Origin of the sequence: Staphylococcus equorum, from assembly GCF_001747895.1 — a bacterium.
In the GTDB taxonomy this organism is placed as follows: domain Bacteria; phylum Bacillota; class Bacilli; order Staphylococcales; family Staphylococcaceae; genus Staphylococcus; species Staphylococcus equorum_A.
The window spans coordinates 47523-63919 of sequence record NZ_LNNB01000028.1; the positions used below are offsets into that span (position 1 = coordinate 47523).

The 16397-nt window shown below is 33.3% G+C and carries 16 protein-coding genes; 11 read left to right on the top strand and 5 right to left on the bottom strand.

The window, feature by feature from the left end:
- The first annotated feature begins 11 nt into the window (after window positions 1-11).
- Genes AST02_RS11105 through AST02_RS11115 form a run of 3 tightly spaced genes read left to right on the top strand, consistent with a single transcriptional unit; the run spans window position 12 to window position 2124 of the window.
- A complete protein-coding gene (locus AST02_RS11105; RefSeq protein ID WP_069817824.1) occupies window positions 12-452 on the top strand; it encodes a PTS sugar transporter subunit IIA in 441 nt (146 codons plus the stop codon).
- A gap of 5 nt (window positions 453-457) precedes the next feature.
- Complete coding sequence (locus tag AST02_RS11110) at window positions 458-742, top strand: PTS sugar transporter subunit IIB (RefSeq protein ID WP_069817825.1); 285 nt, start codon at window positions 458-460, stop codon at window positions 740-742.
- A gap of 23 nt (window positions 743-765) precedes the next feature.
- Window positions 766-2124 (top strand): PTS ascorbate transporter subunit IIC, encoded by a 1359-nt coding sequence (locus AST02_RS11115; RefSeq protein ID WP_069817826.1) that lies wholly within the window; start codon window positions 766-768, stop codon window positions 2122-2124.
- Window positions 2125-2240: 116 nt separating this feature from the next.
- Here the strand turns inward: AST02_RS11115 and AST02_RS11120 are convergent, their stop codons facing one another.
- Complete coding sequence (locus tag AST02_RS11120) at window positions 2241-2597, bottom strand: MmcQ/YjbR family DNA-binding protein (RefSeq protein WP_069817827.1); 357 nt, start codon at window positions 2595-2597, stop codon at window positions 2241-2243.
- Between the two features lie 198 nt (window positions 2598-2795).
- On the opposite strand from AST02_RS11120, the gene AST02_RS11125 reads away from it, so the two are divergent.
- Window positions 2796-4307 carry a glycosyltransferase gene (locus tag AST02_RS11125; RefSeq protein ID WP_069817828.1) on the top strand — a complete coding sequence of 504 codons (1512 nt, stop codon included), beginning with the start codon at window positions 2796-2798 and terminating at the stop codon, window positions 4305-4307.
- Window positions 4308-4361: 54 nt separating this feature from the next.
- Here the strand turns inward: AST02_RS11125 and AST02_RS11130 are convergent, their stop codons facing one another.
- A complete protein-coding gene (locus AST02_RS11130) occupies window positions 4362-5756 on the bottom strand; it encodes an MFS transporter (protein ID WP_069817829.1) in 1395 nt (464 codons plus the stop codon).
- Between the two features lie 326 nt (window positions 5757-6082).
- A complete protein-coding gene (locus AST02_RS11135; protein WP_069817830.1) occupies window positions 6083-6796 on the bottom strand; it encodes an IclR family transcriptional regulator in 714 nt (237 codons plus the stop codon).
- Window positions 6797-7059: 263 nt separating this feature from the next.
- Between AST02_RS11135 and AST02_RS11140 the strand changes: the two genes are divergently transcribed.
- The 4 genes from AST02_RS11140 (at window position 7060) to AST02_RS11155 (ending at window position 10942) form a co-directional block, all read left to right on the top strand.
- A complete protein-coding gene (locus tag AST02_RS11140; protein WP_069817831.1) occupies window positions 7060-8007 on the top strand; it encodes a fumarylacetoacetate hydrolase family protein in 948 nt (315 codons plus the stop codon).
- 20 nt (window positions 8008-8027) lie between these two features.
- Window positions 8028-8516 carry a DinB family protein gene (locus AST02_RS11145; protein WP_069817832.1) on the top strand — a complete coding sequence of 163 codons (489 nt, stop codon included), beginning with the start codon at window positions 8028-8030 and terminating at the stop codon, window positions 8514-8516.
- 28 nt (window positions 8517-8544) lie between these two features.
- A complete protein-coding gene (locus tag AST02_RS11150) occupies window positions 8545-9657 on the top strand; it encodes a cupin domain-containing protein (RefSeq protein WP_069817833.1) in 1113 nt (370 codons plus the stop codon).
- 76 nt (window positions 9658-9733) lie between these two features.
- Window positions 9734-10942: an FAD-dependent monooxygenase gene (locus AST02_RS11155; RefSeq protein WP_069817834.1), complete on the top strand. Its 1209-nt coding sequence runs from the start codon at window positions 9734-9736 to the stop codon at window positions 10940-10942.
- An 83-nt stretch (window positions 10943-11025) separates the two neighbouring features.
- Here the strand turns inward: AST02_RS11155 and AST02_RS11160 are convergent, their stop codons facing one another.
- Window positions 11026-11844: an acyl-CoA thioesterase gene (locus tag AST02_RS11160; protein ID WP_069817835.1), complete on the bottom strand. Its 819-nt coding sequence runs from the start codon at window positions 11842-11844 to the stop codon at window positions 11026-11028.
- 327 nt (window positions 11845-12171) lie between these two features.
- Between AST02_RS11160 and AST02_RS11165 the strand changes: the two genes are divergently transcribed.
- Genes AST02_RS11165 through AST02_RS11175 form a run of 3 tightly spaced genes read left to right on the top strand, consistent with a single transcriptional unit; the run spans window position 12172 to window position 15122 of the window.
- A complete protein-coding gene (locus tag AST02_RS11165) occupies window positions 12172-13152 on the top strand; it encodes a tripartite tricarboxylate transporter substrate binding protein (RefSeq protein WP_069817836.1) in 981 nt (326 codons plus the stop codon).
- Window positions 13153-13164: 12 nt separating this feature from the next.
- Window positions 13165-13608, top strand: coding sequence for a tripartite tricarboxylate transporter TctB family protein (locus AST02_RS11170; RefSeq protein ID WP_069817837.1), 444 nt, complete (start codon window positions 13165-13167; stop codon window positions 13606-13608).
- Between the two features lie 14 nt (window positions 13609-13622).
- Window positions 13623-15122, top strand: a complete 1500-nt coding sequence (locus AST02_RS11175) for a tripartite tricarboxylate transporter permease (RefSeq protein ID WP_069817838.1) — start codon at window positions 13623-13625, stop codon at window positions 15120-15122.
- Between the two features lie 290 nt (window positions 15123-15412).
- On the opposite strand, the gene panE is transcribed toward AST02_RS11175, so the two are convergent.
- Window positions 15413-16330, bottom strand: a complete 918-nt coding sequence (panE, locus tag AST02_RS11180) for a 2-dehydropantoate 2-reductase (RefSeq protein ID WP_069817839.1) — start codon at window positions 16328-16330, stop codon at window positions 15413-15415.
- Window positions 16331-16397: the final 67 nt, after the last annotated feature.

Here is a 16397-nt window from a genome sequence, read left to right on the forward strand (position 1 = left end):
GGGGGATATAAATGAGTCCGGAAATTTTATCATCGGATAAAGTACAGATACGAGATCGAGTGGATGATTGGAAACATGCAATTCGTGTTGCATCTGAACCTCTGCTAGAACAAGGGTACTTTAAACAACAATACATTGAAAAGATGATTTATAGCGTAGAAGAATTAGGGCCCTATATTGTAATAGCACCTGAAATTGCAATAGCGCATGCTAGACCGAGTGATGATGTTAAAAAAATAGGATTAAGTTTATTGAAATTGAATCACCATATTAACTTTTCTGAGAACGGACATCATGCGTCTCTCGTGTTTGTATTAAGCGCTGTTGATAACGAGGGACATTTAGAAATTTTAAGAAATTTAGCAACAATCTTAGGGGATTCGAACACAGTTAATAAATTATTAGCAGCAACAGACATTGATGAAATAATAAATATATTTAAAGGAGAATGATGAAAATGAAAATTTTAGTTGTATGTGGTCACGGTTTAGGAAGTAGCTTTATGGTGGAAATGAATGCACAGGAAGCTTTAAAAAATTTAAATGCACCATCAGACGTTAAAGTTGAACACAGTGATGTCATGTCTGCAAGCCCTGATATGGCAGATTTATTTATTTGTGGTAGAGATTTAGAAGAAAATACAAAGCACTTAGGGGACGTTATTGTTTTAGATAACATTCTAGATAAAGAAGAGTTACAAAATAAATTGAATGAGAAATTAAGTGATTTGAACATTTTATAAATTAGAAGTAAGGGGGCAACGTTATGAAACCTATCCTAGATTTTATCGTTGATATTTTGAGTCAACCTGCTATATTAGTTGCTTTAATTGCTTTAATAGGTCTAATTATGCAGAAAAAATCAGCCACTGACATCACGTCCGGTACGATTAAAACGATACTTGGATTTTTAGTGTTAAGCGCAGGGGCGAATGTTGTAACACAATCATTAGAACCATTTGGAAAAATATTCCAACACGCTTTTGGCGTGCAAGGTGTCGTACCTAATAACGAAGCGATTATTTCAATTGCTTTAGAACAATATGGCACAACAGCAGCATTAATTATGGTGTTTGGGATGATTGTTAATATCATTATCGCACGTATTACGAATTTGAAATATATCTTTTTAACAGGTCATCATACATTTTATATGGCAGCCTTTTTAGCTATATTACTGTCAGTAGGTAATATCACTGGGACATTGACAGTAATCACAGGATCTATTATTTTAGGATTGATTATGGCTATATTACCAGCGTTAGCACAACCAACAATGAAGAAAATAACTGGGACTAACCAAGTCGCTTTAGGTCACTTTGGTACGATCAGTTATTGGGCAGCTGGAGAGATTGGAAAGTTATTTAAAGGAAAGTCTAAATCAACAGAAGAAATTAATTTTCCTAAAGGCTTGAGCTTTTTAAGAGAAAGTACAATCAGTATTTCATTAACAATGACATTACTCTATTTTGTGGCAGCGTTATTTGCGGGTCCAACCTTCGTACATACAGAAATTAGTGACGGTCAAAACTTTATTGTATTTTCACTGATTCAAGGGGTTACTTTTGCAGCTGGTGTGTTTATCATATTAACGGGTGTACGTTTAATATTGGCTGAAATCGTGCCGGCGTTTAAAGGTATTTCTGAAAAATTAGTACCTAACACAAAACCAGCATTAGACTGTCCTATAGTCTTCCCTTATGCACAAAATGCTGTATTAATTGGCTTTTTTGTCAGTTTTATAGTTGGGGTCTTGGGCATGTTCGTCTTATTCTTATTTGGTGGGGTAGTTATACTTCCAGGTGTAGTAGCTCACTTCTTCCTTGGGGCAACGGCTGGCGTATTTGGTAACGCGCGTGGTGGTATTAGAGGTGCAATAGCAGGTTCAGCATTAAATGGCTTGTTAATTACATTCTTACCACTGCTGTTCTTGCCATTCCTAGGTGAACTTGGTGGTGCAGCAACGACATTCTCAGATACAGATTTCTTAGTTGTAGGTATCGTCTTTGGTAATATTGCGAAATATCTTGGGCTTATCGGTATCGCCGTTTTAGTCTTAATCTTAGCAGCGGTAGCAATTTTATTACAAAAACGTACGAATCAAAAAGAAGCAGAGGAACAGTAAAATTAAATAATTAAAATAAAACAGGTGAGCATCTTATAAATTAAGGATGCTTACCTGTTTTTTAATGTCAATTTAGTATGAAGTCTTATTAAAAATGATCAATGAAACTGTAAAAGTTAATTTGTTAGCTCATAACTTTCTGCTATTAAATCTTTAATATGATTTATAGAGTTAATCTCATTTAAATTGATACTTATCCAATTGGACTTATCCATGTGATAGGCTTTGTAAAATCCTTCTTTTTTTCTTAAAGGTCCAATAAATTCTTGTCTGATTTTCAAATTTAATACATCTATTTCATCAGAGCCATTTAACCCTAATTTGTCTTGAGCAATATTCATCACTAAAGCAAACCATTTTTTGTTATCTTTATGTCTTAAAGCTGCAAAATTCGAATAAGTTTTCCAAGGATAATCTGGTTTCACATCATACTTACGATTTACATAATTAAAAACTTCTTCCCTATCTAACATCATTTCACCTTCTTAATCATTATCTTCCCGATTTGTTTTAATTTAATCTCTAGCGATAAGGCAGTATGTTTATAAATGTACTACATAATTGTACGAAATTTTGATTTATGAAATAAACATTTATATTAATATAAAAAAGTTTATTTTATATGGTATACTACTGTTATTACAAGTTATTATATCGGGGGAGAGTCATAAGTGCTTTATACAGTTACGTCAACATTGCCACCAGTACATGGTGGAAGAACGAAAGCGTTATTAAATAGAATTCAATTAATGCATAATGATTTAAATGAAACAAACACAATATTAACGACAAATTATAATCCTAACTATTATGACGTTATTAAATCATTTGTGGAAAATAATAAATTAAATGCTCAAATTAGAGTAGAAAATATTTATGATTGGCTATCTGATTTTAAATTATTATATAATCCACACGCTAATAGTGACACAATAGAATATCATGAAGTTGAACGGGATATTGAAGGATTAACAAGTGAAATCAGAAAGAATAATAGGGATGTCGTTCGTTATTATGACGGTGATACATATGTTCTATATAGAAAATTCAGACCAGGAAGTAATATTTTAGAATTCGAAGATTTTATGACGCCTTATTGTAAAAAAAGAGTAGAGAGACATCAATATAATAATTTTGGTTGTTTACATAAGAAAATTTATTTTTCTACTAGAAATTATGGGAAGATTGCAGAAAAATTCTACGATAGAGAAGGTAATAAATATTGTGAAAAGTTTTTTGCTGATGATGAAAACACAACACTATTATTAGTTCAATTATATAAAGAGAGTAAACATTTTAAAGCATTTGAAAATGAAAAACAGCTTTTTCAATATTATTTCCAAAATCGTTTTAAAGATGGAGATATTGTCTTTAATGATGCAAGACTTTTAGATATACCATTATTAAAACAAACAAATCATACTAAAAATGTATTGGTATTTCATAGCTCACATATAGATGGGAATAATGTGAAAAAAGCATATAAATACGCGCTTACACATTCTGAAAGTGTTACTAAATATTTAGTGTTAACGAATCATCAAAAAACAGATATACAAAATTTATACTCTATTGAAGATGACTGTTTTGCTGTAATACCCCATTTTATTGAAGTTGCAGAGCCTTCCCGTGAACCATCAAACTTTAAAGATCAATTTATTTATATTGGCAGGTTTGGTTTAGGAAAACAATTAGACCATCTTATTAAAGCATATAAGTTATTTCGTGAAGCAGGTTATACAAGCAAACTCGTATTATATGGTAAGGATGAAGCGGGACAATTAAAAATGCTTAAAGATTTAATAAATGAATATGCTTTAAATGATTACGTTGAGATTAATGACTATACATCCAATCCATTAGCAGAATTTAAAGCTTCGAGAGCATCGCTATTAACGAGTAGCTTTGAAGGATTTGGCTTAACAATTATGGAAAGCATTGCAGTTGGATGCCCTGCCATTTCATATGATGTTCAATATGGTCCGAGAGAAATTATTGAACATGGTAAAAATGGATATCTTATTGAACCTAATAATATTCGAGAATTTGCAAATAGTATGATGAAAATTGTAGATAAACCACTTAACAATGTAAAAAATAATGAACGATTAAAACATCAAACAGCAATTAATAATTATGCTGAACTATTGAAACAGCTTCAAGAAAAACAATTTATAATATGAATAAAGCATAAAAAAATCTCAACCAACATTGGTTGAGATTTTTTGGTTATTAAGTTATTTAACTTCGTTTGGTATGTCTTTCGGCACGTCTTTCGGCACGTCTTTCGGCGCGTCTTTGGCCTGATATGTTTTTTTATATTCTTCACTTGCATGCTGCATTGGTATTAAATAAAGTGCTAAGGCAGCTATTAAACCTGGAATAGCAAAAGCGATAAAGTACAACGGCATAGGTAATGCAAATGTGAGTAAAAAGCCACCCATTAGTGGTCCAATCATTCCGCCGACTCTCCCAATACCAGAAGCTGTACCTAGCGCTGTGGATCTAATATAAGCTGGGAAATATTGCGATACGAAAGCTTGAACGAGATTTTGTGAACCTATGGTAGCAGCGCCTGCGATTGCAATTAAGATATAAATAACAAATATATTAACATCTTTACCTAAAGACAATAGAGATAAAGAGATAGCGCCAGCAATGTATAATGGCACAAGTAGTTTTTTGGAACCAAATTTGTCGCATAGTCTTCCGATTATAAGTGTTCCAATGATTGCTCCAACTTGTAATACGATTAAAAATACTAAACTAGAATTTAATTCATATCCAGCACGCATCATTAAATTTGGTAGCCATGTATTTAAACCAAAAATCATTAACAAACAGCAAAAGAAAGTTAACCAAAATAAGACTGTACTGAGCGCCCGATTTTCTTTAAATAGGTCCATTAAAGGCACTTTAGTAGTAGAAACTTCGATATCTTTTATCGTATCGTTCATAGATATGTTAAGTTTTGGATCAATTTTTCTTAATGTATTTACTGCTTCTTTTTTCCTATTAGTACGATTTAAATAACTAAAAGTCTCAGGTAATTGTTTAAGTAAAAAAGGTAGTGCAAATATAGGTAAAATTGCTACCCAAAAGATTGAACGCCAGCCTCCAACAGGCATTAATGTTAACCCTAATACTGGTGCAAGAATACCACCAATTGAGTAGCCACATAACACAATTGAAACCACAAGATTTTTCATTCTTTCAGGTGCAAAATCTGTTGCAAGTGCAATGACATTAGGCATGATACCCCCCAAACCTAAACCTGCTAAAAAGCGATAGATGCCAAACTGTGTTGTATTTGCAGCAAACCCACAAAGACATGTAAATAAGCTGAATAAAATCAATGTGATTGCTATGACATTTTTTCTACCAATACGATCAGCTAAAATGCCAAATCCTATAGCCCCAAACATCATGCCGAATAGGCCATAGCTACTTAAAGTACCTGCTTCAATTTCGGAGAGCCCCCAATCCTCAATTAACATAGGTACTGCTGTCCCGTACAAAACTAAATCATAGCCGTCGAAAATAATAAGAAAAAAGCTCCAAAAAATTAATTTGAAATGAAATTTGTTGAACTTACTTTTATTAACTACTTTGGTTGTATTGATTTCCCCCATAAATATACCCCTCCATGAAATTAAACACTAATAATAAAATATAATAATAAAACAGTATATTTATCATATTAGTGTCCTTTGTTCTTTAGTGGTGATTATATAGGTGTTTTTTTACAATTACAATGAAAAATGTGAAAATTAAGAATATTTAACTGTTATGGAGTGGTACTTCAAACTGTTAGAAAACTAAGTAGAAAAGGGGTGAGCGGCGTAATTAATATGACATTTAAACCTTAAAAAAATCACCCATTAAAATAATTTAATGGGTGATTATATATTCAATTATTAGACTAAGCAACAGAAAATGATTTAAATTATCTTGAATATTAAAGGTGTAATCCTAATAATTTAGAAATTTCTTTTTGTTTTTCTAATAAATAATATGTATCTGGTGAGTCTACGGAATCCGGTAAATTGTCTTTTACTCCTATAACAGAAATGATTCCTTCTAATTCTTTATTAAATGTAAACACAGGGAAAGAAACAGAAGAAATTGCAGGGATCAACGGTTCTTCAGCAAAAGCAATTTGTTGATTGTGAATTTTATTTAATTCTTCATCTTCGTACTCTTTTTGAGTTTCATCAAAAAAGGCTGCAAATATTTTACCGGAAGAAGATTTCGGGGGGAGTACTGTACCAATTTGTGCCCCAATATTTAAAATACCTTCTGCATGCCAAATTTTTGTAACGACTGGGCCTCGTCTAGTGATTACTGAATACAGCACTGTATTATTATTGTGACGGCCAATTTCTTGTAAGTAAGGTGTCACAATAGCTAGAGAGTCTAAATTACCCATTGCCGACATACCCAGTTGTATGAGTTGGTTCCCTAAATGATATTCACTTGTAGCTGGATTACGATAGACTAATTCATTATTAGCTAAAGTATTCATATATTTATATAAGTTACTTTTCGTAATAGAAGTAATTTGTTGAATCTCACTAAATTTCATAGGGGATTTAGATTTCTGTAAAACATTCAATATTTTAATACCTGTATCTAAAGATTGGATATAGTCTTTACTTTTTTTATCCGCCATTTATTACTCACGCTCCTTCATTGCAAACAAATTATAGCACAATATTCTACCACTATACATTTCCTAAATTTTAGTTTGAAATAATGACTTTTTATACTAATAGAAATGAATTACTACCAAAAGGAAGATTGACAATTTTCTGACAATTAATTATAATTGTTTACAAATGGTGAACTCATTATCACATGAGTGGAAAATCATTAGAAAGAATAAGTTTTTATTGATAAATAAAACTTAAATTTTAAAACAAAGGGAGATATTTTATGAAACTGATTACTTTTAAAACAAATGGTTATTCTAGGTTAGGTACATTAACTGAAAAAAATGAAGTAGTAGATTTAAACTACGCATTTCAAGCTTTATTACAAAGCAAGGGGAAATATCGTAGTGAAACGATTGCTGAAGCATATGTTCCATCTGATGCGAAGGGGTTCATTGAAGGTGGAGAAGAAAGTTTAAACTATGCTAAAGAAGCAATCGAGTTTGCACAAGCTAAACCAGATGTATTTAATCATCAATTAATTTATAAAAAAGAAGACGTAAAAATAGAGGCGCCTATTCAAAATCCAGGAAAAATGTTTTGCGTAGGACATAATTATGAAGAACACATTAAAGAAATGGGTCGTGACTTGCCTGAAAATCCAGTAGTATTTGCTAAATTTGATAATACAATTGTTGGTCCAGAAGACGATATTGTTCATTATCCTATCTCAGATAAATTAGATTATGAAGCAGAACTTGCTTTTGTAATAGGTAAAGAAGCAAAAAACGTATCTGAAGCAGACGCACTTAATTATGTAGCAGGATACACAATCGTTAACGATGTGACTTATCGTGATATTCAACAAAGAACATTGCAATGGCTACAAGGAAAAACAGTAGATGGCACAGCGCCAATGGGTCCATGGATTATGACTTCTGATGAATTACAAGATCCAGACGGATTAGAGTTGGTACTCACTTTAAATGGTGAAGAAATGCAACGTTCAAATACATCTAATCATGTATTCACAGTTCAAAAATTAGTTGCTTTCTTATCTGGATTAGCAACATTGAAACCAGGAGATATCGTTTTAACAGGTACACCAGGTGGCGTAGGTTCAGCGCGTGATCCACAAGTATTTATGAAAGATGGCGATGTCGTAAAAATAGAAATCGATAAAATAGGTGCTTTAGAAAATAAAGTAGTTGCAGAAAATAAACAAAAATAAATTTGAAGGAGGCATATAAAATGTCGAAAATAGAAACGTATATCGAATCAATTCAACATACTTTAGATAATATTTTAGAAGTAGTAGATGGTTTACCAGAAGAAACAATACGTTGGAACCCAACAGAAGATGAATGGTCTATTTTACAAATTTTAAATCATGTTAAAGAAGCGACTTCATATTGGTTAAGCGAAACTGAAACAGTATTATCAGAACCGGGTTCAAAATGGGGAAGAGGTTTGAAAGATGAAGCTAGATTAGAAGCAGTGTCTAACCCAGAAGCATTAAATGTTAAAAATGTTATACAATCAATTTCGAATTTGAAAGACGAAGTAAATGAAAGACTTTCAAAAATTGACGAAAGTCGTTTAGCGGAAGAAAATCCACATCGAAATTTCGAAAAATTTGGTAATAAACCAGTTTCATTTATTATTGAACATTTTATTGATGAGCATATTGAAAAGCATCTTGGGCAAATTAAAAGAAATTTAAGTAAAGTGCCTGAATAAAATTATATTATAAAGGGGAGATTTTTTTATGGCAGATAAAGGAAGTTTCTTACAAGACAGCGACGTAAAAGATTTCACACGAGATATTCAACAATATAACTTAGGACCACTTTGGGAAGCTATTCCTGAAGTAATGAATAAGACACCACAATCACACGCACAAGCTTATTTATGGAGTGGTGAATTGTTGAAGAAAAAATTATCAGAGGCAGCGGAAATATTTACGCCTGACAGAGGTGGCGAGCGTCGTGCTATCTATTTTCAAAACCCAGGATTAACTTATCGTCAACCATGGGGACATGTATCGACTACTCAGACGCTTTATGCAGCAGTGCAATTATTACAACCAGGAGAAGAAGCTCCTTCACACCGTCATACGCAAAGTGCACTCAGATTTATAACTGACGGTGAAGGCGCATATACAATTGTTCAAGGTGAACGTATATTTATGGAAGAAGGGGACTTTTTAACAACGCCTAAAAATTTATGGCATGGTCATGGTCATTTAGGTGATGAACCAATGATATGGATGGATGCGTTAGATATTCCTACTATTTATAATCTAGGTGGTACTTTCTTTGAACCATACGAAGATGGATTGCAACAACCTGATGTTCCAGATAACTTCTCTGAAAAAAGATATCGAGGTGGAATGGTACGTCCAATTGGTGATGACAAATTTGATGTAGCACCACTGGCTAACTATAAATGGGATCGCACTGTAGATGCAATCAAAGGTCTTATGAACTTCGAACCTGATCCATATGATGGATTTACAGTTGAATATATTAATCCATCAACAGGAAAATCTGCTAACCCAACAGTTGGCTCTAGAATGACACATTTACCTAAAGGACATCATACAAAAGCACATAGACATACACACTCAGTTATATATTGTGTGCATAGAGGATCTGGTTATACTGTTATTAATGGTATGAAATTTAATTGGAAAAAAGGAGATTATTTTGTAGTACCAAACTGGAATTGGCATGAACATGTAGCAAGTGAAGATTCATATTTATTCTCAGTTAATGATATTCCAATTATGGATCGTTTTGAGTTAGAAAGAGGAAATAGTTTAGAAGAAAACAAGGGGCATCAAAAAATAATTAGCGAATTTACAGACGATTTTCGTTAATAACATTACATGATATAAAATAACTTAATCATAATAATTTTTTAAAGTTGATTTTTAAAACAAGGGGGTAAACATCATGAGTAATGAAAATAAAAAAATGATCATTATTGGCGGCGGTATTGGAGGTTTAGCAACAGCTTTGGGTGCTGCTCAGAATGGAAATGATGTTAAAGTTTTAGAAAAGGCACCAGAAATTAAAGAAATTGGCGCGGGTATTCAACTTGCGGCGAATGGTACAAATGTATTACAAAAATTAGGCGTAATGGATAAGATTAATGAAGTAGCTGTTTTTCCAAAACGGTTAGTATTAATGAACGCATTTACGGGTGAAGAATTATCTGCGCTAGATATCGATTCAAACTATCGTGAGAGATATGGTGCACCTTATATCGTACTTCATCGTTCTGATTTGCATCGTATTTTATTAGAAGCATGTGAAGAACATCCTGATATTGAATTATCTACAAATCAATACATCAAAAACATAGAAACAAAAAATAACGGAGATGTAAAAGTCACAGCTAAAAATGGTGATAGCCATGAAGGAAATGCTGTTATCGGCGCAGATGGTTTATGGTCTACTACACGCGGTTATTTAATTGATGACGAACCTATTTGTTCAGGATATGTTGCATATAGAGGTGCAATTCCAATGGAAGAAGTTACTAATATTGGTAATTTGGACGATGTCTATATGTGGATTGGTCCTGATATGCATGTTGTACAATATCCAGTACGTAAAGGTGAACTTTATAACCAAGTTGTTGTATTTAAAAGTAAAAACTATCAACCTGGTAATGAACTCGCAGATGACTGGGGTACACCAGAAGAAATGGATGAAGTATTCTCAGGAACATGTGATAAAGTGCAAACTGCAGTTTCCTATATTTCAAGACAAAAAAGATGGCCAATGTTTGATCGCAAGCCGATTGATCAATGGTCAGAAGGCAACTTCACATTGATGGGTGACGCGGCGCACCCAATGCTACAGTATCTAGCTCAAGGTGCATGCCAAGCTTTAGAAGATGCATCATTCATGGCTGATATGTTAGAAAAACATGAAACGAATTATGAACGAGCATTTAAAGAATTTGAAGAAGAGCGTAAACCACGCACGACATTTGTACAAGAAAATGCACGTGTATGGGGCGAAATCATACATGGTAAAAATAAAGTGAATAATCTATTAAGAAACGCAATTTTGAAAGCGCGTACAGAACATGATTATCAATATATAGATCAATATCATGGTGGACATTTTCAAAATGAAGAAGTAAGTCATTAAAATATTTCATAAATTGAGCTATAAAGCATCTATGTCGTAGATGTTTTATAGCTCTTTTTTAATTCTTATGAAATTTAAGATAGTTATTCTTTATAATAAACAAATTGGCTCGTCGTCGCGAGTAAAATTCCATCATAGCTCCATATTTCTCCAGTTTGATCAAAGAAGCCATCATAGAATTTTAACGCACGTGTATGACCTAAGACTTCTCGATCGCCATGTGTTTTAAGTGTTTCTGAATCAGCATGAAAATAAATGGTAAGTGAAACTGTTCCAATCGGTACCATTTTTTCACGACGCACCCAAATACGTGGAAAGAAAGCATCACATATTGAAGTAAGTGAGAGAAAATCGAGGTTTCTCTTTGGATTGTCTTGTATCCATTGAAGCGTCGTTGAATCATGAGCATTGTTAGATTGTGTTTGTGATAACGCGAGTGGTGCCCCTTTAATAATTCGTATATCATAATTCTGTAACCAAGGTGGTGCGCCCTCTATAGATGGAAGTGCAAATTTTTCAGCAACTGGTACATTAGGGAACGCTATCTCGGTAGTAGACCAAGTATCTCGTCGTTGAGCAGTAACAGCCGTTCCAGTAATAACAGTTTTATCATTTTGAGAAAGCACAATATACCAATGCTGAGTGGATCTATTTGTTCGAGTCGGTGTTGCTATAATATTAAAATCGCCATCAGCTACAGGAGCTGCGTAGTTGATAGTTAATGATGCTGGTTCTCCTAATCGTTCTGGATGTTCTAAAACGGCACGAAGTAACGTAGATGCAATAACACCACCAAACGGCCCAATCATATTGGCATACTTTTCGGACGTATGGCCACTATAAACACCTGGCGTTTTTTCAGTTAGTTGTGTAGCTTTATCAAATGGATGATTCTGTCCCATAGTAAATCCCCCCAAATTATGCGTTTAATCCTTATTAATACATATTTGATTAAAATAGAATTTTAAAGAAAGCATTATACTTAATATATCCTGTTTCTACTGTGATTAAGCATTTATTTTAACTACTAGATAAAGTATTATAACGAAGCTTATTGATGCCCTTTTTAAATAATACTTAGCACTTTTATTAATATTTTAATATAAATTTTAAAATGTTGACTTTCAAATAAGAAAAACATAAAAAGAATAAATTAATGTTTTAATAGACTGAATTATCTGATAATATAAAGTTAGTTTGTAAACGCTTTCAACAAAAGGGGGATTAGGATGAAAAGATGGGGGATTTTAATTGTCATTTTTTCAATTGTGCTAGCAAGTTGTGGCAAAGATAATAATTCGAATGCGTCAAATAAGGAATTTCCCAATGAAACGGTAGAAATTGTTGCACCGGCTTCTCCAGGAGGCGGTTGGGATACAACAGCTCGTGCCATTCAAAAAATTATGATTGATGAAAACTTAACAAAGCAAAATGTCAATGTTATTAATAAACCTGGAGGTGGTGGAGAGGTAGGTTGGCAATATTTAAAATCACGTTCACCGAACACCATATCTATTAATTCCAGTTTATTATTATCTAACAATGAATTAGGGCTAAGTGATTTAAGTACAGATGATTTCACTCCTATTGCTATTTTAGCAACTGAATGGATTAGTTTAACAGCATCTAATCAATCTAACTTAAGCTCTGGTAAAGAAGTGATGGAAAAACTAAAAGAAGATCCAGAATCCTTAACTATAGGTGTCGCACCAGGTTTAGGAAACAATGATCATTTAGCATTTGTACAGGCAGCAAAAGAATTTGGTGTTGATGTAGAAAAAATAGATTTCCTTGTGTATAAGAGTGGAGGAGATTTACAAACGGCTTTATTAGGTGGTCACGTAGATGTTGCATCTACTGCAGTCTCTGAAGTTAAAGAACAACACCAAACTGGGAAATTAAAAATGTTGGCAGTCACTGCAGATAAACCAGTTGAAGGTATTGAAGAAGTGCCCACTTGGGAAGAACAAGGTGTTGATGTCGTATTTCCACATTGGCGTGGGGTCATGGGACCGAAAGATATGACACCACAACAACGTGAATATTGGGATACTACAATGAAAAAAGTAGTTGAATCTGACAGATGGCAAGAAATAAGAAAAAACAATGATTGGGAAAACTTTTACAAAGATAGCGAAGAAAGTGAAGCGTTCTTAAAAGAACAACGCAAGAAATATAAAAAATTAGTCGAAGATTCAGGTCTGAAATAAGGGGGAGTATAAATGTCACGACTTGTCTTTCCAGTATTATTAATATTATTTGGTGTAGTTTATTTAGTATTAACAATTAATATACCAAAATCAAACATTGGAGACCCTAATAGTCCGATGTATTTTCCAATGTTAGTTGGTTTATTACTTCTTATAATGAGCATTGTTTATTTTTATCAAGAGTTTAAAAAACGTCACGAAGAATTCACAGCTTTTTCACAATTACTAGAAAGAAAAACATTTATACGTATCGTTTTAACAATTATCTTAACAGTGATATACGCTTTAATATTCGAACGTCTTGGTTTTTTAATTTCAACAATTATATTCTTAGGTGCGATTATGTTCTTAATTAATGGATATAAAAGATGGTTACAAAATATTTTAGTTACGGTGATTTTTTCTGGCATTGCATGGTACACATTCGCACAATTATTGAATGTCAGTTTACCTTAAGGAGGGTGATTTAAATGGGGATTGATGCAGGTAGTTTTTTAGAAGGATTATCAACTGCGTTTCATCCGATGAACCTTTTATGGGTACTTATCGGTGGTTTTCTAGGTACAGTGGTAGGTATGTTACCTGGATTAGGACCTGCGACTGCGGTTGCAGTACTGATACCTGTGACATTCGGTATGGAACCAGTAAGTGCACTGATTTTAATGGTTTCAATTTATTACGGTGCCATGTATGGTGGATCAAGAAGTTCGATTTTATTAAATACGCCAGGTGATGGATCAGCCATTGCAGCTACATTCGATGGTTATCCAATGACCAAAAAAGGAGAGGCTGGTAAAGCACTAACTATCTCAGCTATAGCTTCATTAATTGGTGGTATTACTGCAGTGTTTGGTTTTATCATTTTAGCTAAGCCATTGTCTGCCTTTGCTTTAAAATTTGGCCCACAAGAATATTTTTTACTATTCTTATTTACACTTTCAGCTATTGTAACTTTATCATCTGGGAAGATGGTCAAGGGGTTTATTGCCACGAGTATCGGTTTAATCATTAGTACGGTAGGTGTTGATTTACAAACAAGTATTTATCGTTTCACTTTTGACATTCCTCATTTAAGTGAAGGTATCAACTTCTTAGTAGTTATCATTGGTGTATATGCAGTAGCAGAAGTATTATATAATTATTTACATTTAGATGCATTGAAACCACCTAAAGCTGATGTAGGATCAATGAAATTATCAAAAGAAGATTGGAAACGAACAAGAGGTGCTATGTTTCGACAAAGTCCTATTGGATTTCTAATAGGTGTTTTACCAGGAGCTGGTGGCTCTATTGCGGCAATGTTAAGCTATTCAACCGAAAAACAAATATCTAAAAATGGTAAGAATTTTGGGAAAGGTCAAATAGAAGGTGTAGCTGCGCCAGAAGCTTCTAATAATGCTGCATCAGTAGGTGCTTTAATACCATTATTAACGATGGGCGTGCCAGGATCAGGGACAACAGCTGTAATTTTAGGTGCGGTAGTTATGCTAGGCTTACAACCAGGGCCTTTATTATTTGCAAACGAACCTGAAACGATATGGACACTCGTTAATAGCATGTTTATCGGTAATATATTTTTAGTAATTTTAAACATTGCTTTAATAGGATTGTTATTAAAGATATTACGTACACCGCCAAAAGTGTTATATCCAATTATTTTGGTGCTAGCGTTTATTGGTACATATACATTAGGTTATAGTATAACTGATTTCTATATTTTAATTATTTTCGGTATTATTGGATTAGTTATGAAATTATTAGATTTTCCACTTGCACCTTTGATTTTGGCAGCAATTATAGGTTCAGATATGGAACAGAATTTCCGTAAAAGCTTAATAGTTAGTAATAATAATGTAGGAGATATATTTTTGGGATCCCCAATTAGTATCGTTTTATCGTTGATGACTATTTTAGCGTTGTTCTATCCGCTGATTATAAATGGTTTCAAAAAATTAATGATAAAAAAATAACATAATGAAACGTTTCAATATGTTTTATTATGAATACTTTCAAAACATAGATAAACCAAGTGCTTTTATAGCACTTGGTTTATTTTTTATAGGTATTTTTTCTTGAGACAATCTTTGTTCAATAATAAAATTATTTTTGTTTAAATAAAGTCAGTGATTTGTGCCGACTCCGGAAGGAAAAGCACTAGCCGGAGACTACAGGGTGAGGTGTGCCCGCGGAAAGCGTGCACAAAAAATGCCAACAAAACAATAGATTTTGTCGACACCCTGAAATCAATAATAAATAGTTACTATTGAAGCATTTCTTTATATACTTTTTGGTTTTGATAAACAGTAGTTAGCAGAGGCGCATCTATTTGGTATGATGCTGCTAAATGTAACAAATAACCTTGTAAATGATCTGCTTCAATATTTAATCCTTTTTCCATATCTCGTTGCATAGAAGTCTTGAAGTGATAAGATAATTGCGGCAGTGATTTCATATATTGATCGACGATATTATCCGAAATGGGCGCATTATGTGCACGCATAATTGAAGCGGCTTCGTTATATAGTGACTCAATAAAATCTACGCCTCCCACGCTATCACGAATTGGTCCAATTGGTGCATGCATGAGTGTAGTAAGACTTGATAGTACAGTGATCATTAAATATTTATGCCACATACCTTGCTGGATATTTGAACTTAAAATAAATTCAGCCTTAGTATTTGAAAAAGCTTGAGCAATTTGTTCAGCACGTTCACTTTGATCACCATTTAATTCACCAAAAAAGAGTTTGTCAAAAGGACTTGTATGAACGATTTCACCAACGGGGTTTAAAGTCGTTTCAATAACGCAATAACCACCCATAATTTTATTTTCACCGAAAGTTGATTGTAACTTTGGTAGATGTGCGATTCCATTAAGTAATGGAATAATCACTGTACTGCCGTTAACAAATGGTGTTAAATCTTCAAGTGCATGTTCTAAATGATAAGACTTAGAAGACAAAAGTACTACGTCAAATGGTTTCACGCGGTCTTTTCTTGTAATAAGTTGAGGGTTGAAATGATAGTCACCTTTTTCGCTATGAATAGATAGACCATTTCGTTCTAGATATGCTTTTCTTTTTGAACGTACTAGAAATGTAACGTTTTGACCACCTTCAGCTAGGCGACCACCAAAGTAACCACCGATACCACCTGCTCCTAAGACTAAAATTCTCATTATTATGCAACTCCTCATGTTATGTATTGTTTCTATCTCGTTAATGTATATATACCACTTCATAAAA